At 63.1% G+C, this 21494-nt stretch carries 22 protein-coding genes; 13 read left to right on the plus strand and 9 right to left on the minus strand.

Annotation, left to right across the window (positions count from 1 at the left end):
• Positions 1–5: 5 nt before the first annotated feature.
• Positions 6–1256, minus strand: coding sequence for a kynureninase (gene kynU, locus AC19YX_RS32815; RefSeq protein ID WP_078474049.1), 1251 nt, complete (start codon positions 1254–1256; stop codon positions 6–8).
• A 219-nt stretch (positions 1257–1475) separates the two neighbouring features.
• Between kynU and AC19YX_RS32820 the strand changes: the two genes are divergently transcribed.
• Positions 1476–1949 (plus strand): Lrp/AsnC family transcriptional regulator, encoded by a 474-nt coding sequence (locus AC19YX_RS32820; RefSeq protein ID WP_500607903.1) that lies wholly within the window; start codon positions 1476–1478, stop codon positions 1947–1949.
• Positions 1950–1974: 25 nt separating this feature from the next.
• On the opposite strand, the gene AC19YX_RS32825 is transcribed toward AC19YX_RS32820, so the two are convergent.
• On the minus strand, positions 1975–2988 hold the full coding sequence (locus tag AC19YX_RS32825; RefSeq protein ID WP_078474071.1) for an AraC family transcriptional regulator: 1014 nt from the start codon (positions 2986–2988) through the stop codon (positions 1975–1977).
• 450 nt (positions 2989–3438) lie between these two features.
• On the opposite strand from AC19YX_RS32825, the gene antA reads away from it, so the two are divergent.
• The 4 genes from antA to AC19YX_RS32845 all read left to right on the plus strand — a co-directional run bounded on the left by antA (position 3439) and on the right by AC19YX_RS32845 (position 7837).
• The gene (antA, locus tag AC19YX_RS32830) at positions 3439–4827 is read left to right on the plus strand and encodes an anthranilate 1,2-dioxygenase large subunit (RefSeq protein ID WP_078474051.1); all 1389 of its coding nucleotides are present in this window, start codon (positions 3439–3441) and stop codon (positions 4825–4827) included.
• A 2-nt stretch (positions 4828–4829) separates the two neighbouring features.
• Positions 4830–5321 carry an anthranilate 1,2-dioxygenase small subunit gene (gene antB / locus AC19YX_RS32835; protein WP_078474052.1) on the plus strand — a complete coding sequence of 164 codons (492 nt, stop codon included), beginning with the start codon at positions 4830–4832 and terminating at the stop codon, positions 5319–5321.
• Between the two features lie 16 nt (positions 5322–5337).
• Entirely contained in the window at positions 5338–6360 is a 1023-nt protein-coding gene (gene antC, locus AC19YX_RS32840; RefSeq protein WP_500607895.1) for an anthranilate 1,2-dioxygenase electron transfer component AntC, read from the plus strand.
• 76 nt (positions 6361–6436) lie between these two features.
• Positions 6437–7837 (plus strand): amino acid permease, encoded by a 1401-nt coding sequence (locus tag AC19YX_RS32845; RefSeq protein ID WP_078474054.1) that lies wholly within the window; start codon positions 6437–6439, stop codon positions 7835–7837.
• 64 nt (positions 7838–7901) lie between these two features.
• Here AC19YX_RS32845 and kynA read toward each other — a convergent pair whose 3' ends face one another.
• Complete coding sequence (gene kynA, locus AC19YX_RS32850; protein ID WP_201129328.1) at positions 7902–8756, minus strand: tryptophan 2,3-dioxygenase; 855 nt, start codon at positions 8754–8756, stop codon at positions 7902–7904.
• Between the two features lie 106 nt (positions 8757–8862).
• Positions 8863–9504, minus strand: a complete 642-nt coding sequence (gene kynB, locus AC19YX_RS32855) for an arylformamidase (protein WP_201129327.1) — start codon at positions 9502–9504, stop codon at positions 8863–8865.
• A gap of 268 nt (positions 9505–9772) precedes the next feature.
• On the opposite strand from kynB, the gene AC19YX_RS32860 reads away from it, so the two are divergent.
• Positions 9773–10117, plus strand: a complete 345-nt coding sequence (locus AC19YX_RS32860) for a cupin domain-containing protein (protein ID WP_078474056.1) — start codon at positions 9773–9775, stop codon at positions 10115–10117.
• Between the two features lie 48 nt (positions 10118–10165).
• On the opposite strand, the gene mmsB is transcribed toward AC19YX_RS32860, so the two are convergent.
• Both mmsB and AC19YX_RS32870 read right to left on the minus strand, forming a co-directional pair.
• On the minus strand, positions 10166–11053 hold the full coding sequence (mmsB, locus tag AC19YX_RS32865) for a 3-hydroxyisobutyrate dehydrogenase (protein WP_078474057.1): 888 nt from the start codon (positions 11051–11053) through the stop codon (positions 10166–10168).
• A gap of 10 nt (positions 11054–11063) precedes the next feature.
• On the minus strand, positions 11064–12590 hold the full coding sequence (locus tag AC19YX_RS32870; protein WP_201129325.1) for a CoA-acylating methylmalonate-semialdehyde dehydrogenase: 1527 nt from the start codon (positions 12588–12590) through the stop codon (positions 11064–11066).
• 149 nt (positions 12591–12739) lie between these two features.
• On the opposite strand from AC19YX_RS32870, the gene AC19YX_RS32875 reads away from it, so the two are divergent.
• The 3 genes from AC19YX_RS32875 (at position 12740) to AC19YX_RS32885 (ending at position 14391) form a co-directional block, all read left to right on the plus strand.
• Positions 12740–13687 (plus strand): LysR family transcriptional regulator, encoded by a 948-nt coding sequence (locus tag AC19YX_RS32875; protein WP_500607896.1) that lies wholly within the window; start codon positions 12740–12742, stop codon positions 13685–13687.
• A gap of 30 nt (positions 13688–13717) precedes the next feature.
• The gene (locus AC19YX_RS32880; RefSeq protein WP_201129324.1) at positions 13718–13891 is read left to right on the plus strand and encodes a hypothetical protein; all 174 of its coding nucleotides are present in this window, start codon (positions 13718–13720) and stop codon (positions 13889–13891) included.
• A gap of 83 nt (positions 13892–13974) precedes the next feature.
• Positions 13975–14391 (plus strand): hypothetical protein, encoded by a 417-nt coding sequence (locus AC19YX_RS32885; RefSeq protein ID WP_500607897.1) that lies wholly within the window; start codon positions 13975–13977, stop codon positions 14389–14391.
• 40 nt (positions 14392–14431) lie between these two features.
• Here AC19YX_RS32885 and yfiB read toward each other — a convergent pair whose 3' ends face one another.
• Genes yfiB through yfiR form a run of 3 tightly spaced genes read right to left on the minus strand, consistent with a single transcriptional unit; the run spans position 14432 to position 16780 of the window.
• Positions 14432–14926 carry an outer membrane lipoprotein YfiB gene (gene yfiB / locus AC19YX_RS32890; RefSeq protein ID WP_178103009.1) on the minus strand — a complete coding sequence of 165 codons (495 nt, stop codon included), beginning with the start codon at positions 14924–14926 and terminating at the stop codon, positions 14432–14434.
• 13 nt (positions 14927–14939) lie between these two features.
• A complete protein-coding gene (gene dgcN / locus AC19YX_RS32895) occupies positions 14940–16208 on the minus strand; it encodes a diguanylate cyclase DgcN/YfiN (protein WP_500607898.1) in 1269 nt (422 codons plus the stop codon).
• The gene (gene yfiR, locus AC19YX_RS32900) at positions 16205–16780 is read right to left on the minus strand and encodes a regulatory sequestration protein YfiR (RefSeq protein ID WP_078474062.1); all 576 of its coding nucleotides are present in this window, start codon (positions 16778–16780) and stop codon (positions 16205–16207) included. Before yfiR ends, dgcN begins: the two co-directional genes overlap by 4 nt.
• A 323-nt stretch (positions 16781–17103) precedes the next feature.
• Between yfiR and AC19YX_RS32905 the strand changes: the two genes are divergently transcribed.
• The 4 genes from AC19YX_RS32905 to AC19YX_RS32920 all read left to right on the plus strand — a co-directional run bounded on the left by AC19YX_RS32905 (position 17104) and on the right by AC19YX_RS32920 (position 21485).
• Positions 17104–17955, plus strand: a complete 852-nt coding sequence (locus tag AC19YX_RS32905) for a sugar phosphate isomerase/epimerase family protein (protein WP_078474063.1) — start codon at positions 17104–17106, stop codon at positions 17953–17955.
• Between the two features lie 12 nt (positions 17956–17967).
• Complete coding sequence (locus AC19YX_RS32910; RefSeq protein ID WP_500607899.1) at positions 17968–19020, plus strand: isopenicillin N synthase family dioxygenase; 1053 nt, start codon at positions 17968–17970, stop codon at positions 19018–19020.
• 31 nt (positions 19021–19051) lie between these two features.
• The gene (locus AC19YX_RS32915) at positions 19052–19849 is read left to right on the plus strand and encodes an ABC transporter substrate-binding protein (RefSeq protein ID WP_078474065.1); all 798 of its coding nucleotides are present in this window, start codon (positions 19052–19054) and stop codon (positions 19847–19849) included.
• Between the two features lie 94 nt (positions 19850–19943).
• The gene (locus AC19YX_RS32920; RefSeq protein WP_078474066.1) at positions 19944–21485 is read left to right on the plus strand and encodes an amino acid ABC transporter permease/ATP-binding protein; all 1542 of its coding nucleotides are present in this window, start codon (positions 19944–19946) and stop codon (positions 21483–21485) included.
• The last annotated feature ends 9 nt before the right edge of the window (positions 21486–21494 follow it).

Raw genomic sequence — 21494 nt, forward strand, 5'->3', positions numbered from 1 at the left:
CGGTGTCAGGTCACGCTATTGCGCACCTGGAATTGCGCCTGGTCCCAGGTCTTCTGATCGAGGATTTCGCCAAGGATCTGCACCGCATCCCAGACTTCGGTAAAGCTGGTGTACAGCGGGGTAAAGCCGAAACGCATGATACGTGGCTCGCGATAATCGCCAATCACGCCACGGGCGATCAGGGCCTGGATCACTGCATAACCTTGCGGGTGCTCGAAGCTGACGTGGCTGCCACGACGCGCATGCTCGCGCGGGGTGATCAGGGTCAAGCCGTGGGCGCCGCAGCGTTGCTCGACCAGTTCGATAAACAGGTCGGTCAGTGCCAGGGACTTGCGGCGCAGGCTGGCCATGTCGGTCTGGGCGAAGATGTCCAGGCCGCACTCGACCATCGCCAGCGAGGTGATCGGTTGGGTGCCGCACAGGTAGCGGGCAATGCCGCTGCTCGGCTCGTAACGCGATTCCATGTCGAACTGGCGGGCATGGCCGAACCAGCCCGAAAGCGGCTGTTTCACCAGGTCGACCAGCGCCGGCGCGACCCAGGCGAACGCCTGGGAGCCCGGGCCGCCATTGAGGTATTTGTAGGTGCAGCCGATGGCGTAGTCGGCACCGGCCTGCTTCAAATCCACCGGCACGGCGCCAGCGGAGTGGGCCAGGTCCCAGATGGCCAGGGCGCCGCACTCGTGGATCAGCGCAGTGGTGGCCTGCATGTCGTGCATGTGCCCGGTCTTGTAGTTGACGTGGGTCAGCATCACCACTGCGGTGTCCTGGTCGATGGCTTGAGGCAGCTCTTCGGGGCTGTCCACCAGGCGCAACGAATAACCCTGTTGCAGCATCTCGGCCAGGCCTTCGGCGATGTACAGGTCGGTGGGGAAGTTGCTGCTTTCGGTGACGATCACCCGACGCCCGGGAGCCCGCAGGTTCTGCACCTGCAACGCCGCGCTGAGCACCTTGAACAGGTTGATCGAGGTGGTATCGGTGACCACCACTTCGCCCGCGCCCGCCCCGATCAAACCGGCCAGCCGGTCGCCCAGGCGCTCGGACAGGGCACGCCAGCCGGCGCTGTTCCAGCTGCGGATCAGGCCATTGCCCCACTCTTGCTCAATCACCTGCTGTGCCCGCGCCAGGGCAGCCACCGGCCGCGCACCGAGGGAGTTGCCATCGAGGTAGATCACCCCTTGCGGCAAGGCAAACTGCTGGCGCAGCGGGGCCAGCGAATCTTCTGCATCGAGGGCCAGGCAAGCGTTTCTGGTAGTCATGAAATTTCCTTGGTCAGGGATGAGTCAGCGTCTCGACGGGCGGCGGCTTGCGCTTCGCGCCGGGGTCGAGGGACGCTCTCCAGGGGCTGGCGGCCCCTGTACGCTGGGTAAATAATGAACGATGCTTTAAAGAATTTTCGTGCAAAATGAGCGACCCGATCGTAGTTGACTCGAAGATTCTTCGACTTAAACCCTGAAAAACGCGGATAAATGCCAACCATGATTCTCGACTCCACAGACCTGCGCATCCTGCATGTACTGCAACAGGACGGGCGCATCAGCAACCATGAGCTGGCGGAAAAAGTCGCCCTGTCGCCCTCCGCCTGCCTGCGCCGCCTGCGCCTGCTGGAGAGCGAAGGAATCATCAATGGCTATCGCGCCGAGCTGAATGCCGAGCGCCTCGGCATCGAGCTGGAGGCCATCGTCCATGTGTCGCTGCGCCAGGACGTCGACGACTGGCACGAGACCTTTATCAAGAAGGTCCAGCAGTGGCCCGAAGTGGTCACCGCCTACGTGGTGACCGGCGCCAGCAACTATGTGCTGCGGATCCAGGCGCGCAACCTCAAGCACTTCTCGGATTTCATCGTCAATCACCTGAACCGCACCTCGGGAGTCACCGATATCCGCTCCGAGATCGTCCTGCAGAAGATCAAGGAAAGCTCGCAAATGCTGGACCTGCTGCCCAGAAAATAGCTGCAACAAGGCCTGCTCCCGGTCGTCAGAACCGGCGCAGGCTGCGGGCCTCGTTGCGTTGCAGGGTGGCGCTGGGGGCTTCGTTGAACAGCTTGCGGTACTCCGCGGAAAACCGCCCCAGGTGGGTGAAGCCCCAGCCCAGGGCGATCTCGGAAATATTGCGCGCCGAGCCATGCTCGAGGATTTCCCGGCGCACCGCGTTCAGGCGGTATTTTTTCAGGTAGACCATCGGCGACAGGGCCAGGTACTTCTTGAACGCCTCGAACAACTTGAAGCGCGACACCCCGGCGGCGGCCTCCAGGTCTTCGAGGTGAATGGCCTCGCGCGCATTGTCGTGGATGTACTGCCGAGCACGAACCAGGTAGTGCGGCAGCTTGACCTGCAACACCTCGCCCAGCTCATCGGAATAGTTGTTCGGCTGGGCCAGGATCAAGCCCTTGATCAGCGAGCTTTCGATGTCGCGGGTAAAGGCCAGTTGCTCGTAGAGCACGTTGCTGCGTTCCAGCTCGGCGATGAAATAACGCGCCATGCGCCACCACGACGCGGACGCGCCATCCACCGCATCCATCACCGCCTCGAAGCGCAGGGGCGCGTCCAGCGGACGTTGCAGCAGGACTTCCAGCGCCTCGTTCATGGCTGCACGGGTGATCACCACCTGGACCTTGCGGCAGTCACCGGAGATCGACAGCACCTGGCTTTCGTTGGGCGAGATGATCACCCCCTGGTCGCGGTTGGACTTGAGCAGGCGGCCATCCCGGCTCAGCTCCTGTTCGCCGCTCAAGGGCAGGCTCAGGCTGTAGCTGCTGAAGCGCTCGGCGTCTTCGATATCGACCCGCACATCGGTGCCGTACTCGATGGTCCCCAGGGTGGTGGCGCGGGATTTGAAGACATTGGCGCTGTGGTGAAAGCGGATGCGCTCGGGATTCGCGGTTTCGAGCCGGTGCGGCCCGCAGATGCCGGACATCCAGCTCCTGGCGCTTTCGAGGTCGTAGTGGTCGATACAGATATCGCGAAACTGCGAATCGGCTTTGCTGTTCATCAGGTACACCCACGGCAATTTTTTTGCGCGCTCTGACGGCGCGTCTCTCGCTTGAACAGCAAGTTCTGCGCCTGAAACGACCACCGCCTACTTAGCGGATAACAATCCCTGACTAAGTGGATAACACCCGGCTGCCGTCCCCTGAACATGCCTCGCTGCTGTCGGCCACATTAGCCCATCGCTGCATCGCAGTGCAGCCGTTGGTCGAGTGGTGCACCGGGTTGGGTATTAGACGCACAGGCGGGAGCGCTGGGGTGTTACCTCGGAGGGGGCAGGGAGTTGTTTGGGTGGATGTGAGGGACAGCGCAGCGTCGCGGGCTCGGCAGCGGCACAGGGGTGAGCGGCGGCAATTTTCTGGATGGCCTTGGGCAATTAAGCGGATAGCCACCCGGGGCCGTCACTCCCTCTAATGAGCGCACCTGATTGCCCTGAATAAAAAGGTACCGACTCATGAATGGTGCAAGAACCACAGAACAATGGAAAAGCTTCATCGAGGGCTGCCTCGATTTTCGTCCGGCCGACGGCGTGTTCCGAATTGCCCGGGATATTTTCACCGAGCCCGAGCTGTTCGATCTGGAGATGGAGCTGATCTTCGAGAAGAACTGGATCTACGCCTGCCACGAAAGCGAACTGGCCAACAATCACGACTTCGTGACCATGCGCGCCGGGCGCCAGCCGATGATCATCACCCGCGACGGCGAGGGTCGTCTCAACGCGCTGATCAACGCCTGCCAGCATCGCGGCACCACCCTGACCCGGGTCGGCAAGGGCAACCAGTCGACCTTCACCTGCCCTTTCCACGCCTGGTGCTACAAAAGCGACGGCCGCCTGGTCAAGGTCAAGGCCCCGGGCGAATACCCGGAAGGCTTCGACAAAGCCACTCGCGGCCTGAAAAAGGCCCGCATCGAAAGCTACAAGGGCTTTGTGTTTATCAGCCTCGACGTGAACGCCGACAACAGCCTGGAAGACTTCCTCGGCGATGCCCGGGTGTTCTTCGACATGATGGTCGCGCAGTCGCCCACCGGTGAGCTGGAAGTGCTGCCCGGCAAGTCGTCCTACACCTACGACGGCAACTGGAAGCTGCAAAACGAAAACGGCCTCGACGGTTATCACGTCAGCACCGTGCACTACAACTACGTGGCCACCGTGCAGCACCGCCAGCAGGTCAACAGCGAAAACGGCACCAGCAGCGCCGGGACCCTGGACTACAGCAAGCTCGGCGCCGGCGATGCCAATACCGACGACGGCTGGTTCGCCTTCAACAACGGCCACAGCGTGCTGTTCAGTGACATGCCGAACCCGGCCGTGCGCTCCGGTTACGCCACCATCATGCCGCGCCTGATCGAAGAGCACGGCCAGGCCAAGGCCGAGTGGATGATGCACCGCCTGCGCAACCTGAACATCTACCCAAGCCTGTTCTTCCTCGACCAGATCAGCTCGCAGTTGCGGATCATCCGCCCGGTGGCCTGGAACAAGACCGAGATCGTCAGCCAGTGCCTGGGGGTCAAGGGCGAGTCGGATGCCGACCGCGAAAACCGCATTCGCCAGTTCGAGGATTTCTTCAACGTGTCCGGCATGGGCACCCCCGATGACCTGGTGGAATTCCGTGAAGCCCAGCGGGGTTTCCAGGCACGCCTGGAACGCTGGAGCGATATCTCCCGCGGCAACCATCGCTGGCTCACCGGGCCCACGGCCAACAGCGAAGCCATCGGCATTCAACCGGCCATGACCGGCGCCGAATTCACCCACGAAGGGCTGTACGTCAACCAGCACAGCAACTGGCAGAAGTTCCTGCTCGACGGCCTCGACGCCCAATCCCTGAAGCTGCGGGAGGTATGACCATGAATGCGCAATTGCAGTACCAGATCGAGCAGTTTTTCTACCGTAAATCCGAGCTGTGCGATGCCCAGGACTGGGACGCCTACCTGGCGCTGTTCGACCCGCAGAGCGAGTTCCACCTGCCGCAATGGGATTCCGAGCACGTCTACACCCGCGACCCCAAGCGCGAGATGTCGCTGATCTACTACGCCAACCGTGGCGGCCTGGAAGACCGGGTGTTTCGCCTGCGCACCGGCAAGGCCGCTTCCGCCACACCGATGCCACGCACCCTGCACCTGATCAACAACGTACGCATCGCCGAACAGGGCGACGGCAGCCTCGAAGTGCGCCTCAACTGGCACACCCTGTTCTATCGCCTGGCCACGTCCGAGCAGTTCTACGGCCAGGCCACGTACCGCCTCACACCCCACCAGGGCAGCTGGCTGATCAACCGCAAGCACGTGTTGCTGCTCAACGACAGCATCAACTCAGTGCTCGATTTCTATCACCTCTGACGCCGCGGACATCGCCATGAACCACAAGGTCGCGTTCAGCTTTGCCGATGGCAAGACGCTGTTTTTCCCCGTGAAACCCAATGAAATATTGCTCGATGCCGCGCTGCGCAACGGCATCAATATCCCCCTCGACTGCCGCGAAGGCGTGTGTGGCACCTGCCAGGGCCGCTGTGAGTCGGGCCAGTACAGCCAGGATTACGTCGACGAGGAAGCCCTCACCGCCCAGGACCTTGAGCAACGCAAGATGCTCAGTTGCCAGACCCGCGTACAGTCCGACGCGGCGTTCTATTTCGACTTCGACTCCAGCCTGTGCAACAGCTCCGGGCCCGCGTCCCTGAGCGGCTCGGTGATCGAGGTCCGGCAGGTCAGCGAAAGCACCGCGATCCTCTACCTGGACCTGGGCAGCAGCGAGCCGACCCTGGACTTCCTGCCCGGGCAATACGCGCGGCTGACGGTGCCCGGCACGTCGAACAAGCGCTCCTACTCGTTCGCCAACCGCCCCGACAGCAACAACCAGCTGCAGTTTCTGATCCGCCTGCTGCCCGACGGGGTGATGAGCAACTACATCCGCGAGCGCTGCCTGGTGGGCGACACCCTTCAACTGGAAGCGCCGCTGGGGGCGTTCTACCTGCGCCATGTCGCCAAGCCGCTGATCCTGGTGGCCGGCGGCACCGGGTTGTCGGCCCTGCTGGGCATGCTCGACCAACTGGCCGACATGGGCTGCGAGCAGCCGGTGCACCTGTATTACGGAGTGCGCGGCGCCGCCGACCTGTGCGAAGGCGAGCGAATTGCCGCCTACGCCGAGCGCATTCCGGGCTTTCGCTACACCCCGGTGCTCAGCGAGCCCGACGCCCAATGGTCGGGCAAGCGCGGTTATATCGCCGAGCACCTGGACAGCAGCGAACTGCGCGACAACGAAGCCGACATGTACGTCTGCGGTCCGCCGCCGATGGTCGAATCCATCCGAAACTGGCTGCAGGAACAGCCACATAAGGCGATTCAGCTGTATTACGAGAAGTTCACCGAGAGTAATATCTGATCCTTCTGCAACAGGATGATCGAACCACCCGACTACTCGGATCGGTCCTGATAACAACTAAAAGAGAGCGTAATTAGTGGATCAAATTGTGAAACAGGGTGAACTCAAGCGAGGCTTGAAAAACCGTCATATCCAGCTGATCGCCCTGGGCGGGGCGATCGGCACCGGTTTGTTCCTGGGTTCTGCCGGCGTGCTCAAATCCGCGGGTCCGGCGATGATTCTCGGCTATGCCATTGCCGGCTTCATTGCCTTCCTGATCATGCGCCAGCTCGGCGAGATGATCGTCGAAGAGCCGGTTGCCGGCTCCTTCAGCCACTTCGCGCACAAATACTGGGGCGGTTACTTCGGCTTTCTTGCCGGCTGGAACTACTGGGTGCTGTATGTCCTGGTGGGCATGGCCGAACTCACCGCCGTGGGTAAGTACGTGCAGTTCTGGTGGCCGGAAATACCGTCCTGGGTCAGCGCCGTGGTGTTCTTCGTGCTGGTCAACCTGATCAACATGATGAACGTGAAGTTCTTCGGGGAGACCGAGTTCTGGTTCGCCATCATCAAGGTGGTGGCCATCATCGGCATGATTGCCCTCGGCTGCTACATGCTGTTCAGCGGCAGCGGCGGGCCCCAGGCGTCGGTGAGCAACCTGTGGAGCCACGGCGGGTTCTTCCCCAATGGCGGCACGGGCCTGCTGATGGCCATGGCCTTCATCATGTTTTCCTTCGGTGGGCTGGAGCTGGTGGGCATCACTGCCGCCGAAGCCAGTGAGCCGCGCAAGGTGATCCCGAAGGCGATCAACCAGGTGGTCTACCGGGTTCTGATCTTCTACGTCGGCGCCCTGACCGTGCTGCTGTGCCTGTACCCGTGGAACCAGTTGCTGGAAACCTTGAACGCTTCCGGCGACACCTACAGCGGCAGCCCGTTCGTGCAGATCTTTGCCCTGATCGGCAGCGACGCTGCGGCGCACATCCTCAACTTCGTGGTCCTGACCGCGGCGCTGTCGGTCTACAACAGCGGCGTGTACTGCAACAGCCGCATGCTCTACGGCCTGGCCGAACAGGGTGACGCGCCAAAAGCCATGATGAAGCTCAACAAACAGGGCGTGCCATTGCTGGCCCTGGGGGTTTCGGCGCTGGTCACCCTGCTGTGCGTGGTGGTCAACTACCTGGCGCCCAAGGAAGCGCTGGAGCTGTTGATGGCCCTGGTCGTGGCCTCGTTGATGATCAACTGGGCACTGATCAGCCTGACTCACATCAAGTTCCGCAAAGCCATGGGCGAGCAAGGCGTGGTGCCGTCGTTCAAGACCTTCTGGTTCCCCTTCAGCAACTACCTGTGCCTGGCCTTCATGGCCATGATCATCGTGGTGATGCTGATGATCCCCGGCATCCGCGTCTCGGTGTATGCGATCCCGGTCTGGGTCCTGGTGATCTGGGGCTTCTACCGCATGCGCCTGGCCAACAAGGCCGCGCAAACCGCGCTGCAATAAACCCCGCGTAAAGCAAAACGGCCCGGCATTCAGTGAATGCCGGGCCGTTTTTTTTGGCTCGCTATCAGAGCGACGAACGCACGCGCCACAGCTCGGGGAACAGCACGGTGTCGAGCATCTTGCGCAGATAGCCCACGCCCTCAGTGCCGCCGGTACCTGGCTGGAAGCCGATGATGCGCTCCACAGTCGTCACATGGCGGAAGCGCCACTGGCGGAACGAGTCTTCGAGGTCGATGAACTTCTCGGCCAACTGATACAGGTCCCAGTAGCGCGAAGGATCGGCGTAGACCTCGCGCCAGGCGGCTTCCACGCTGGCGTCGTGTTCGGTCGGTGCGGTGCTGGAGCGCTCCAGGCGCTGCGGGTCGATGCTCAGCCCGGCCTTGGCCATCAGGCCGATCGCTTCGTCATACAGCGACGGCGTGGCAATCGATTGCTCCAGGGACTGCAACAGCTCCGGGCGATGGGCGTGGGGACGCAGCAGGGCCGCGCTCTTGTTGCCGAGGATGAATTCGATTTCCCGGTACTGGAACGACTGGAAGCCCGAGGACTGCCCCAGGTACGGGCGGATCGACTTGTATTCCGAAGGGGTCATGGTCGCCAGTACCGCCCAGGCGTGCACCAACTGGTCGAAGATCCGCGACACCCGCGCCAGCATCTTGAACGCCGGCGGCAACTCGCCCAGGCGCACATGCTCACGCGCGGCCTTGAGCTCATGCAGCATCAGCTTCATCCACAGCTCCGAGGTCTGGTGCTGGATGATGAACAGCATCTCGTTGTGGTCCGGCGACAGTGGATGCTGGGCGCTGAGGATGCGCCCCAGGTCCAGGTAGTCGCCGTAGCTCATGGAGTCGGAAAAATTCAGCTCGGCGTTATGCCACTCTTCCGGCTGATGGTTGGGTGAATAGGGACATTGACTCATCGCGTGGGCTCCTCACGTCAGGGGGGTGGCGTGCCGTTCGCGGGGGCGCGAGGAATGCAATCCAGGCGCGGCAGCGGGCGACGGCACGCTTCGTTGTTGTGGAAAACTAGCGTCGCAACGGACGCAGGATGGCCCGAACCGGGCTTGCATCCAGGTGGGCAAAACGCAGCGGCAGGGCGATCAGTTCGTAATCCCCTGCTGCGACGTCATCGAGTACCACACCTTCAAGAATCGCCATGCCATGGCGCGCCACGGCGTTGTGGGAGTCCATGGTCTTGGATTGCTGCGGGTCCAGGGACGGCGTGTCGATGCCGATCAGGCGCACGCCCAGGCCGGCCAGCAGCTCGACGGTCTCCGGGGCGACAGCGGTGAAATCCGCATCCCACTCACTCAGCGGCGCCTGTTGATAAGTGCGCAGCAAGACCCGCTCGGGCAGGTTATCCAGGTGCCCGTGCAGGTCTTCGGGCCGCACCAGCGGCCCACTGTTCAGGCAATGCACAACCCGGCACGGGCCCATGTACACATCCAGCGAGACCTCGCCGATGGGCGCGCCGTCGGCGCTGTAATGCAGGGGCGCGTCGACATGGGCACCCGTGTGCGGGGACAGGGTGATGCGCCCGACGTTCACCGGGCACTCGGGCCCGAACTGCCAGACCCGCTCTTCCTGAAACGGCGTATCGCCCGGCCAGGTGGGGGTCGCGGTGCTCAAGGGCGGGCTGATATCCCACCAGGCTGTGGTTTTTTCCATTGTGCTGCTCTCGACCAATGCGAACTGAATCATACGAGTGATGCCTGTGTAGATTCTTGCAAAATACTTCGGCATCGCTCGGATCTTTCGCAAATTCTTCTACGAAAAGGCTATTTCACACGCGGAAATATCAATGACCTCGCGGCGCTGGGCCGACCTGCTCCCGGGCTGCGCTTCTGGGTACCCCGATGTCGAGTTCAGACAACTGGCCGCAGGCCGGGCGCTATAGGGTGCTGCTTCAGTTCTGCCACATCACCCGGAGCCCCACATGAACCAGCCCATCACCGTTCTGCGCGACACGCACCCACTACCGGTACTCGACGCCTGCAAGTGGGAAAAGCTCGAAGGTGACCCGCACACCGTCAACCTCAACGCCTACACCAGCGAGGACGGCAGCAAGATCATGGGCACCTGGATCTGCACGCCGGGCAAATGGTACGTGGAGTATGTGAAGTGGGAGTACTGCCATTTCCAGGAAGGCTACTGCGTGATCACCCCGGACGGCATGGCGCCGATCCACTTGCGCGCGGGTGATATTTTCGTGGTCGAGCCGGGGATGAAAGGCACCTGGGAAGTGGTAGAGACGGTGCGCAAATACTTCGTTTTCGCCTGAGCAAAAAGCCGAGGGCGCGCCCGACGCGGGCCCTCGGAAACGCCCCGTCTACTGGGGCTTGCGATAGCTGTTGATGATCGCCGAGAAGTCCTTGCCACCTTCACCGCGCTGGCTCATGGCCTGGTACAACTGCTGGGCCACTGCGCCAAGTACCACTGGCTGGTGCGCCTGGCGTGCCGCCTCGGTGGCCAGCCCCAGGTCCTTGAGCATCAGTTCGGCACCGAAACCACCGGTGTAGCCGCGCGATGCCGGGGCGGTTTCAATCACTCCCGGCCACGGGTTGTAGGTGTCGGAGCTCCAGCAACGGCCAGTCGAGCTGTTGATGATCCCCGCCAGCACCTGGGTATCGATCCCCAGCGCATCGCCCAGGGCCATGGCTTCACTGACGCCGATCATCGAGATGCCCAGCAGCAGGTTGTTGCAGATCTTGGCAATCTGCCCGGTCCCGACTTCACCGCAATGCACAATGTTGCGCCCCATCTGCGCCAGCACCGGCTGCAGGGTGGCGAACAGCTCGGCATTGGCCCCGACCATAAAGGTCAGGGTCCCGGCCTGGGCCCCGCCGGTACCGCCGGACACCGGAGCGTCGGCCATGGCCACGCCCTGCCGGGCCGCGGCCGCCGCCACTTCACGGGCGGTCTGCGGGTCGATGGTGCTGCAATCCACGGCCGGCACGCCGCGGGCGATACCCGCCAGTACACCGTCTTCGCCCAACCACACGCTGCGTACATGGGCGGCGGCCGGGAGCATGGTGATCACCAGCTCGCTGCCCTCGGCGGCGGCGCGTGGCGAGGCGCTGATGCTGCCGCCCAGGGCCGCCAGTTCCGCCAGCACCGTCTGGTTCAGGTCGAACAGGTTCAGCGCGTGGCCGGCCTTGATCAGGTTGCGCGCCATCGGCGCGCCCATGTTGCCCAGACCGATAAATGCAATCTTCATGGCCGACTCCTTAACGCAAGTTGATGGTGGTGTTCACACCGTCATTGACACTGTCATCGTCGAACCAGCGGCTGGTGACGGTCTTGGTCTGCGTGTAGAACTGCACCACTTGCTTGCCGTACGGGCCCAGGTCTCCGAGCTTGGAACCGCGGGAACCAGTGAAGCTGAAGAACGGCACCGGCACCGGAATCGGAATGTTGATCCCGACCTGGCCAACGTCGATTTCGCTCTGGAACTTGCGCGCCGCCGCACCGCTCTGGGTGAACAGGCCGGTGCCGTTGCCGAAGGGGTTGGCGTTGACCAGGGCGATGGCCTGATCCAGGGTGTCGACCTCCAGCACCACCAGCACCGGGCCGAAGATTTCCTGGGTGTAGATCTGCATGTCGGTGGTGACCCCGGAGAACAGGGTCGGGCCGATAAAGTTGCCTTGTTCGAAACCCGGGACCTTGATCTGGCGACCGTCCAGCTCCAGGGTGGCGCCCTCTTTCACGCCGCTTTCGATCAGCTCGAGAATGCGCGCCTTGGCCTTTTTCGACACCACCGGCCCGACATCGGTGCCCGGCTCGCTGCCGGCATTGACCTTGAGTTTCAGGGCCAAGGCCTTGAGGTCCGGCAGCCATTGCTTGGCTGCGCCTACCAGCACCACCACCGAGGTCGCCATGCAGCGCTGGCCGGCGGCACCGAAACCGGCGCCGACCAGGGCATTGAGGGTCTGCTCGCGATTGGCGTCAGGCAGCACCACGGCATGGTTTTTCGCGCCCATCATCGATTGCACGCGCTTGCCATGTTTGCCGGCGAGGTCGTACACATGGGTGCCCACGGCGGTCGAGCCGACGAACGACACGGCCTTGATGTCCTTGTGGGTGCACAACGCATCCACCACGTCCTTGCCACCGTGCACCACGTTGAGCACGCCGGCCGGAACCCCGGCCTCGATCGCCAGCTCCACCAGCAGCAGGGTCGACAGCGGATCCTGCTCGGAAGGCTTGAGCACGAAGGTATTGCCGCAGGCGATGGCCATCGGGAACATCCACAGCGGAATCATCGCCGGGAAGTTGAACGGGGTAATGCCGGCGCAGACGCCGATCGGCTGGCGCAAGGTGTAGGTATCGACCCCGCCGGCGACGTTCTCGGCGAACTCACCCATCTGCAGGGTGCCGATCGAGCAGGCGTGCTCGACCACTTCCAGGCCACGGAAAATATCGCCCTCGGCGTCGGCAATGGTCTTGCCCTGCTCGGCGCTCAGGACCACCGCGATACGCTTGGAATGTTCACGAATCAGGGCTTGCAGCTTGAGCATGATGCGCATGCGCGCGCCGATCGGGGTCAGCTTCCAGGTCTGGAAGGCGCGATGGGCGGCGTCGATGGCGGCGTTGACTTCTTCAGGGGTGGCAAACGGCACTTTGGCCAGCACTTGCTGGGTGGCCGGGTTGACGATGTCTTGCCAGTGGGTGGTCTTGGACTCGACCCATTCGCCGTCGATCAACAGTTTGGCCTGTTGCACAGCGGTGTCGGCAGACGTGAGCGATGCGTTCATTGGTGGTCTCCAGATCTTGTAGTTATGCAAGAGAGCCAAGGCGTAGGTCGCCTTGAGATGAGGCGTGCGTCGCGAATTGGTGATCGGACTGTTTTTGGAGTATAGATGTGCAAATTACTAATAAGAACGCACATAAAAGCCGGTCCATCATGCAAAAAAACATCACCTCCCTGGGTGCCCTGAACTGGGATGACCTGAAGTTTTTTCTCGAAGTGGCCCGTACCCGCAAGGCCAGCAGCGCGGCCAAGCGCCTGGCGGTGGACTACACCACGGTGTCGCGGCGCATCAGTTCGCTGGAAGGCGCGCTGGGCACCCTGCTGTTCGAAAAGTCCCGCACCAACGGCTTTATCCTGACCGCCGAGGGCCAGCGTCTGCTGGGGTATGCCGAGTCGATTGAAAGCACCCTGCACATGGCCTGCGAGCAGGTGTCGGGCTCCGGCGTGGCCTTGTCCGGCCATGTGCGCATGGGCTGCACCGAGGGTTTCGGCAGCTTCTTCATCACCCCGCAGTTGAGCCATTTCGTCGACGCCTACCCGGCGATCTCGGTGGATATCCTGCCCCTGCCGCACTTCATCAGCCTGTCCAAGCGCGAAGCCGACATCGTCATCGCCCTCGAACGCCCTGAGCACGGTCCCTACGTCTGCTGCAAACTGTGCGACTACCGCCTGCAGCTCTACGCCACCCAGGACTACCTCGACCAGCACCCGCCGATCCGCCGCCCGGCAGACCTCAGCGAGCACTCGTTCATCAGTTACGTCGACGACCTGGCCTTCAGCTCCGAGCTGCTGTACCTGGCCAATGTCGTGCCCGGTGCCAGCGCCAACCTGCGCAGCACCAGCGTGATCGCTCAATACGTGGCGGCGCAGCAAGGGCGCTCACTGGCGATCCTGCCCTGCTTCCTCGCCGCCCAGGACCCACGGCTGCTGCCGGTGCTGCCCGAAGAGATCAACATCACCCGCCAGTTCTGGATGTATTGCCGCGAGGACCTGCGCAAGCTCAAGCGCATCACCCTGTTGTGGGACTACATCCGTGAGGTGACCGAACAGAATCAGCCGCTGTTGATGGGCGACTCGCGGGAAATGCGTTTTGCCGATTGACGCCTGCAGGTAGACTGCGCGGCTTGTCACTTGAACGACCCGCGCAACGGCCAGGTGATGGGCGAAAGCGAAGTCTATGACTTGGTCGGTTACGGCAGCCCCTTCAGATGGGGTTCCAGGGATTGGCCCGCGGTTTCCAGCGGCATGACCGAGATCGGCCCCAACCTGCCTGGCGGCATTGGCGACCCGCCGGGTAACCCATGACCAGGCGGGCCCCTGAGCCTCGCGCAAACACGCAACCAATGGCCGCCGTTCAGCGGCAACCCCACCCAATCTTAAGGATCAAGATGAGTTCGTCCCCCGCAACTATCATCGGCATGAAAGTGCACTGCAACGCCTGCGAAAAGGAATTCCCCATCGGCAAGAAGCAGCAGGTCATGCTGCGCGAAGACCAGCCCATCCCGTGCAAAGGCTGCAAGGTCGAGCTGGTGATATCGGCTGAAGAGAAGCAGCGCTTCCTGGGTTTCGACAACCCGGCCAAGCCCATGATGCTGGCCATGATGATCAGTGGCTTGCTGGCGGTCAGCGTGTTCGGCGGGACCTTTCTCGGCCTGGTGCAATCGGACGGCCTGGTGCTGGCGGCGGTGGTGGTGATGATCGGCAGCAACCTGGTGTTGGGCCCGATGATCAGAAACGCGACCAAGCACCTGATGGTCAAGCTCGACCCCAAGGACGCCCCGGCGGCAGCGCCAGCAGCCCCTTGAAACCGGACTTGCCGGCCTGCCGCCCAGGCAGGCCGGGCCACTAGTCGGCGATGACCACGATCGACACCCGACGGTTTTCCGTACGCCCGGCGGCGGTGCTGTTGGAGGCCACCGGCTCGCTGCTGCCCAGGCCGCGCAGTTGCACGTTCTCTTCACGCATGCCGACCTGGGTCAGGACCTTGGCCACGCTTTTCGCTCGGCGCAGCGAGAGTTGTTCGTTGTAGCTTTCCTTGCCCGACGCGTCGGTGTGGCCATCGACCCGGACCTTCTGGATGTTCACCCCCAACAGGGCCTTGCCGATGCGCTCGACGATCTCGGTGCTGGCAGGGTTCAGGGATTCGACATCGCTGCCAAACAGCACCTTGCCCGACAGGCCAAAGGCCCAGCCCTCATCGGTCAGTTCAAACCCTTCGTGCTTGAGCACGGCTATCTGCTGCGGGGTCAGGCCCTTGGGGGGCACGCTCTGGCAGCCGGTCAGGCCCAATACGGCCAACAGCATGATTGCGGAAAAAAAGCGTAAGGAACGCTGAGTCATCGAGAACAAAGGATTAGCTCCTGGATTGAACATGAACGACGGGGTGCTCCGACCCCACGGTGTGTTGGCCACCACGCGACATGCGCTTGGCCTGGTACATCGCCGCGTCGGCGGCATTGAGCAGGCCGCCCGGCGTGGCGCCATGATCGGGGTAGACCGCGATGCCGATACTGAGGGAAGTCAGGATCGAGGTGTTTCCCGGTAACTGAATCGGCATTTCCATGCTGGCGATGATCTTGTCGGCGATACGCTGGGCATCCTCCACCCGGTGCAGTGGAGTCAGCAGGATCGCGAACTCGTCCCCACCCAGGCGCGCCACCAGGTCATCCTCGCGCAACTGCGCGCGGATCCGCGTGGCCACGGCGATCAGCACCGCGTCACCGGCGGCATGGCCGAAGTTGTCATTGACGCTCTTGAAGCGGTCGCTGTCGAGAAACAGCACGGCCACCCGCTCATTGAGTTTGCTCGCACCGCGCAGGGCACGGATCAGCCGCCCCTCGAAAAACGCTCGGTTCGGCAGGCCGGTCAGGCTGTCATGACTGGCCTGGTGCGCGAGGTTTTCGTTTTCGCTCTGCAGGTGCGTCTGCCAGGCTTCCAGCTCATCGAGCAAGGCGTTGAAGTCGTTGCCGAGGTTGTCCAGCTCGGCGATTTCCGCCGGCGGCACCCGCTGGTCGAAGGCCCGTTCGCGACGCGCGGCGTGGGCCACTTCGGCCAGGCTGCGCAAGGGGCCGGTAATCCCTCGCAACTGGCGCCGCGCCAGGTACAGCGCGGCCCAGGCACTGATGGCGGTGCACAGCACGATGCCGACCAGGCCGCTGAACAGGAAGCGCATCAGGCTGCCGCCGTGGCCGCTCAGGTTGACCGTGCCGACTTCGCGCCCCTGGTGCAGGATCGGCATGGAAATCGGTTTTTCCAGGAAGGTCCGGGCGATCTGCATCTCCAGATCGGTCAGGAACCCGCTTTCCGGGCGCTCCCAACTGGCCAGCAGCTTGCCGTTCTTATCCAGGACCTGGGCATCGGCCACTTCCTCGGTCGAGGCGATCAGCGCCAGCGCTTCAGTCGCCGCCGCACTGTCGTTGAACACCACGGCCGCCTCGACCGTGTAGTTGATCGAACGCGCGATCAGGTGCAGGTTGTGGTCGGCGTACACCCGCAGCGCCAGCACTCCGAGCAGGGTCAGCGACACGCTGGCCATGGAGATCGCCAACAGGGCCACGGTCAAATGCCCGCGGCCAATGACCGAACGTAGCGTGGGACGAGTATCGGATTTGAACAGATTCATGACGCCGCCGGCCGTCGACGCGAGAGCTGCAGCACGCTGGGGTGGATGCGTACGCCACTGCGGGCCACCGAGTCCAGATTGACCTCGAACGACACCTGGTCGTCACTGACCCGCAGGCAGAACAGGCTGCCCACGGTGCACTGATCGCCACCCTCGCTGATGCTCAGGACCGGGCGACCGCTCAGGGACGTGAACAGCCGGGCACGCTCCTCGTTGCTCAGCTTGCCGATGTACACCGCATCGCATTCCGTGGCCAGCGCCGGGCTGTCCGCCAACAGGCGTCGCACCAGCACCGGGCGGCCGGTGGCCTGAGTGGTGCCCTTGACCAAGTCGTCGGTGTATTCGGTGGGCCCGGCCACACATAAGCGCAGTTGCGCCGGTTCTACCGGCCAGCGTGCATAACTGAGAATGCCCAGGACCACTTGGGTCACGGCCTGGGCCCGCTGCTCGGCCAGGCTGGGCGCAGGCTCTGTTTGCGCGAAAGCGACAGCATTCAGCGAACAGATAACAGCCGCCAGCAGTACCCGCCTCCAGCCAGCAAAGCGTCCTGTCGTCCAGACAGCCACGTTCATGCAGGGATTCTCTTTGATCGTCATGAAATGATGCCGCAACGATAGCACAGCCATGGAAATGCCAGGGAGACAGGCATCATGAATAGCCAGCTATTGGTTTAGAAAAAACTGAACTAATGATTTGAACCTGCCTATTCTTCCTGACCGCGCCGGCTGCTTAAGATCGACGCCAGAGTGAGCAGCCCGCGCGCTGCACCCGACGAGACCGGATCCACAGAGACCCGGCTCAAAGCATGTCTTTTGCTACTGCCGTACACAGCATTGCGCCGGCCAACCGCCGCCGTGGTGCTTTGAGTAGCCCGAGGCATCTTTGAGGTTCGCCGATGAAACTGGAAATATTCCGCACACTCTGGGGTTATACCGCGAGCAAGGCCCAGGCCCTGGACGAGCTGCTGGCCGCCGGCTTCGACGGCATGGAAGCGCGCTTGCCCCTGGAAACCCGCGATCGCACCGAATTCGGCGCCTTTCTGCGCGCCAATCACCTGCCCTATATCAGCACCGTGTTCAGCGCCTACGAGGTGCTGCCCAAGCAATCGGCGGCGCCCGCAGAACACTTGCAGGACCTTGATCGCAAACTGGCCTGGGCCGCCGAACTGGGGCCGCGTTTCGTCAACGTGCTGGCGGGCAATGACCGCTGGAGCCTGGCGCAACAGGTGGAGTTCTTTGGCCAGGCCCTGGAACTGGGGCGCAAGCACGGCCAGTTCTGCAGCTTTGAAACCCACCGTTCGCGCTCGCTGTTCAACCCCTGGCTGACCCTGGACCTGATCCGGCAACTGCCCGACCTGCGCTTCACCAGCGACATCAGCCACTGGATCGTCACCTGCGAGCGCCTGCTGGACGACCCCCATGACGACCTCAGCCCGTTCGTCGAGCGCGTGCACCACATCCAGGCCCGGGTCGGCTATGACCAGGGCCCGCAGGTCCCCCACCCCGGCGCCCCGGAGTACGCCCGCGAACTGGCGTTCCACCAGCAGCACTGGGAGGCCATCTGGCGTTCGCAGCAAAGCCGGGGTTACCCGGTCAGCACCCTGACCCCGGAATTCGGCGCCGACGGCTACCTGCATCACCTGCCCTTCACCAATGTCCCGGTGGCCGACCTGTGGTCGCTGAACCAGTGGATGGCCCGTACCGAGCGCCAGCATTTCGACCGTTTCCATCACTCAACCCAGCCATGAGGGGCTTGCGCCATGCCCGATAAAACCAATCACGCCAAGGCCAACTTCAGCAGCATCCCGGTGGTGGATATCGCCGGCCTGTTCAGTGTCGAGCTGGAGCATCGCCTGGCGGTCGCCGAGCAACTGGGCGCGGCCGCCAGCGAGGTGGGGTTTCTCTACATCACCCACCACGGCATCGCGCCGCAACTGATCGCCGATCTGCGCCAGGCCGCCAGGGACTACTTCGCCCAGCCGCTGACGGCCAAGATGCAGCACTACATCGGCACCTCCCAGAGTCACAAGGGTTTCGTGCCCGAAGGCGAAGAGGTGTACGCCAAGGGCAAACCGGACCACAAGGAGGCCTTCGACATCGGCTTCGAAGTGCCGGCCGACGACCCGCTGGTGCTGGCCAACACTCCGCTGCTGGGCCCCAACGACTGGCCGACACTGCCGGGTTTCAAGGACGCGGCCCAGGCCTATTACGCTGCGGTGTTCGCCCTCGGCCGGCGACTGTTCGGCGGCTTCGCCCTGGCCCTGGGCCTGGCGGAGGACTACTTCGACGCCCTGGTCACCCGCCCGCCATCCAAGCTGCGGCTGATCCATTACCCGTTCGACGACACGGCCCAGGATGCCCCGGGCATTGGCGCCCACACGGACTACGAGTGCTTCACCATCCTCATGGCCGATAAACCCGGGCTGGAGGTGATGAACGACCAGGGCCAATGGATTGACGCACCGCCGATCGCCGACGCCTTTGTGGTGAACATCGGCGACATGCTCGAAGTCATGACCGCCGGCACCTTTGTCGCGACCGCCCACCGCGTGCGCAGCGTCAGCGAGGAGCGCTATGCCTTCCCGCTGTTCTATGCCTGCGACTTCCATACCCAGATCAAACCGCTGCCGCAATTCGCCAAGGCCAACGCCGAGTACGAACAGATCGCCATTGGCGAGCACATGTACGGCCAGGCCTTGCAGACCTACCAGTACCTGCGCCGGCGCGTGGAAAACGGCGAGATTCGCTTGCCGGACAAAGCCCGCAAGCCATCGAGTTTCGGTCACCTGAAACACCAGCCCCAACCGTCCTGATTGCCTTCGCCCACCCCTGGAGTGCCACCCCATGCTCAACAAAAACAACCTCGTGCGCCTGACCCTGCTCACCGCCGGCCTGCTCGCCGCCGGCACTGCCCTGGCCAGCACCGCCACCCCGGGCCAGCTGAAGATCGGCATGGAAATCACCTACCCGCCGTTCGAGTCCTATGACAGCGACAAGAACGTGATCGGCTCCGACCCGGAACTGGCCCACGCCCTGGCCAAGCACCTCAAGGCCAAGGCCGAGTTCGTGGACACCAAGTTTCCCAGCCTGATCCTCGGCCTCAACGCCGGGCGCTATGACGCCATCATCTCCGGCATGTACATCACCCCCGAGCGCCAGACCCAGGCCCTGACCATCGCCTACGCCAAGACCGGCGCGGCGATCATGGCGCCCAAGGACAGTGGCCTGAACCCGCAGACCCCGGAAGACCTGTGCGGCCTGAAAGTCGGGCTCGAACAGGGCACCACCTGGGTCGGCCAGTTGCAGAAACTCTCCAGCGACTACTGCGTGCCCAACAACAAGGGCGCGATCAGCGTCAGCGAGTACCCCTCGGCCCCTGAAGTGACCCAGGCCCTGCTCTCGAAAAACATCCAGGCCCAGGTGGAAATCGCCGGCGCGGCGAAGATGATCGCCGAGCGCACCAATGGGCGGGTGGTGGTCACCACCGCGCACCCGATCTACCAGCAAACCCTGGGCATCTTCGTCAAGAAGGGCAACGACGCCACCTACAAGGCACTGCAGGAAGCCTTTGCCGAGAGCCGCAAGAACGGCGACTACGCGGCGATCCTCAGCAAATACAACCTGGAGCCGGTGACCGAGTAACCGGCGCGGCGCGCAAGGATGCGCTCCGGACTGATCCGCGATCGAGGGCACCGCGCCCGTCTTGAAGCCTGCGATCCGAGCGGCTGAGGTAGTTATGCAATTCGACTGGTCCTACTTTTTCTCCCTGTTTTCCCTGCCGAGCTTCTGGCACGCCTGCGTCACCGTGGTCCAGCTCAGCGCCCTGGCCTGGTTTATCGGCATGCTGCTGGGCTTTCTCCTGGCCTCGGCCAAACTCTCGAGCACGCCCTGGATCCGAGCCCCGGCGGCGGTCTATATCTGGTTTTTTCGCAGCATCCCGCTGCTGGTGCTGGTGGTCTTCGTCTACAACCTGCCGCAGTTGTTTCCCGTTACCGGCGCGGTGCTGTCCAACCCCTTCTACTCCGGGCTGTTCGCCCTGGTGGTGACGGAAGCGGCGTACATGGCGGAGATCCATCGCGGCGGCCTGATCTCGGTGGCCAAGGGGCAGAAGGAAGCCGGCCGCGCGCTGGGCATAGGCCTGCTGGGCCTGCAACGGCTGATCGTCATCCCCCAGGCCTTTCGCATCTCCCTGCCCACCCTGATCAATGAGTACATCACCGTGGTCAAGCTGACCTCGCTGATCTCGGTGATCTCCCTCACCGAGTTGCTGACCGTCGGCCAGCGCCTGTACGCGCAGAACTTCCTGGTGATGGAAACCCTGGCCGCCGTGGCGGTGTATTACGTGCTGATCGTCAGCGTGTTCGGCTGGCTGCTGCAGCGCCTGGAGCAACACCTGGATCTGAACCTGCGCAAGCCCCAGACCCTGGACGCGGCCAGCGTCGCCCGGCTCAAGGCCCACACCCGGCAGCAACCCATCCAGCTGCGCGCGGAACCCGGTCCCGGCAGCCCACCGGCCTTGCAGTTGCAGAACATCCACAAGCGCTACGGCGACCACCAGGTGCTCAAGGGCATCGATCTGCAGGTTGCCAGCGGCCAGGTGATCTCGATCATCGGCCCCTCCGGCTCCGGCAAGACTTCATTGATCCGTACCGTCAACGGCCTGGAGCGCATCGACCAGGGTGAAATCGTGTTGTTCGGCAACAGCTTTATCAACGCCGGTGACAACCTCAACAGCCCCCAGGTGCGCGACGGCGTGCGCCACATCGGCATGGTGTTCCAGAACTTCAACCTGTTCCCGCACCGCTGCATTCTCGACAACATCACCCTGGCGCCGCGCTACCACGGGGTCAGCCAGAGCCTGAGCGAGCAACAGGCCTACGCCCTGCTGGACAAGGTCGGCCTGCTGGCTCACGCCCGCAAATACCCGCACCAGTTGTCCGGCGGCCAGCAGCAGCGAGTCGCGATTGCCCGGGCCCTTGCCATGGAGCCGGCGATCATGCTGTTTGACGAGCCCACCTCGGCCCTCGACCCGGAGCTGGTGGGTGACGTGTTGAATGTGATCCAGGACCTGGCCCGCGAAGGCATGACCATGCTGATCGTCACCCACGAGATGGACTTTGCGCTGTCGATTTCCGACCGAGTAATTTTTATGGAGGACGGCCATATCCAGCTCGACGCCAGTCCGAGCGCGATCCGCCAGGAGGCCGCAGGCGAGCGGGTCCGGCGCTTCATGGGCCTGGAAGCGCCAGGCGAGGCGCCACGCACCCGTGCCGGGTAACGGGGCGGG

This window comes from Pseudomonas sp. MF09150, assembly GCF_059862355.1.

What these genes read in the sequence shown, in the direction of transcription:
- kynU (WP_078474049.1), bottom strand. Translation starts at nt 1,256, where the DNA reads ATGACTACCAGAAACGCTTGCCTGGCCCTCGATGCAGAAGATTCGCTG.
- AC19YX_RS32820 (WP_500607903.1), top strand. Translation starts at nt 1,476, where the DNA reads ATGATTCTCGACTCCACAGACCTGCGCATCCTGCATGTACTGCAACAG.
- AC19YX_RS32825 (WP_078474071.1), bottom strand. Translation starts at nt 2,988, where the DNA reads ATGAACAGCAAAGCCGATTCGCAGTTTCGCGATATCTGTATCGACCAC.
- antA (WP_078474051.1), top strand. Translation starts at nt 3,439, where the DNA reads ATGAATGGTGCAAGAACCACAGAACAATGGAAAAGCTTCATCGAGGGC.
- antB (WP_078474052.1), top strand. Translation starts at nt 4,830, where the DNA reads ATGAATGCGCAATTGCAGTACCAGATCGAGCAGTTTTTCTACCGTAAA.
- antC (WP_500607895.1), top strand. Translation starts at nt 5,338, where the DNA reads ATGAACCACAAGGTCGCGTTCAGCTTTGCCGATGGCAAGACGCTGTTT.
- kynA (WP_201129328.1), bottom strand. Translation starts at nt 8,756, where the DNA reads ATGAGTCAATGTCCCTATTCACCCAACCATCAGCCGGAAGAGTGGCAT.
- kynB (WP_201129327.1), bottom strand. Translation starts at nt 9,504, where the DNA reads ATGGAAAAAACCACAGCCTGGTGGGATATCAGCCCGCCCTTGAGCACC.
- AC19YX_RS32860 (WP_078474056.1), top strand. Translation starts at nt 9,773, where the DNA reads ATGAACCAGCCCATCACCGTTCTGCGCGACACGCACCCACTACCGGTA.
- mmsB (WP_078474057.1), bottom strand. Translation starts at nt 11,053, where the DNA reads ATGAAGATTGCATTTATCGGTCTGGGCAACATGGGCGCGCCGATGGCG.
- AC19YX_RS32870 (WP_201129325.1), bottom strand. Translation starts at nt 12,590, where the DNA reads ATGAACGCATCGCTCACGTCTGCCGACACCGCTGTGCAACAGGCCAAA.
- AC19YX_RS32875 (WP_500607896.1), top strand. Translation starts at nt 12,740, where the DNA reads ATGCAAAAAAACATCACCTCCCTGGGTGCCCTGAACTGGGATGACCTG.
- AC19YX_RS32885 (WP_500607897.1), top strand. Translation starts at nt 13,975, where the DNA reads ATGAGTTCGTCCCCCGCAACTATCATCGGCATGAAAGTGCACTGCAAC.
- yfiB (WP_178103009.1), bottom strand. Translation starts at nt 14,926, where the DNA reads ATGACTCAGCGTTCCTTACGCTTTTTTTCCGCAATCATGCTGTTGGCC.
- dgcN (WP_500607898.1), bottom strand. Translation starts at nt 16,208, where the DNA reads ATGAATCTGTTCAAATCCGATACTCGTCCCACGCTACGTTCGGTCATT.
- yfiR (WP_078474062.1), bottom strand. Translation starts at nt 16,780, where the DNA reads ATGAACGTGGCTGTCTGGACGACAGGACGCTTTGCTGGCTGGAGGCGG.
- AC19YX_RS32905 (WP_078474063.1), top strand. Translation starts at nt 17,104, where the DNA reads ATGAAACTGGAAATATTCCGCACACTCTGGGGTTATACCGCGAGCAAG.
- AC19YX_RS32910 (WP_500607899.1), top strand. Translation starts at nt 17,968, where the DNA reads ATGCCCGATAAAACCAATCACGCCAAGGCCAACTTCAGCAGCATCCCG.
- AC19YX_RS32915 (WP_078474065.1), top strand. Translation starts at nt 19,052, where the DNA reads ATGCTCAACAAAAACAACCTCGTGCGCCTGACCCTGCTCACCGCCGGC.
- AC19YX_RS32920 (WP_078474066.1), top strand. Translation starts at nt 19,944, where the DNA reads ATGCAATTCGACTGGTCCTACTTTTTCTCCCTGTTTTCCCTGCCGAGC.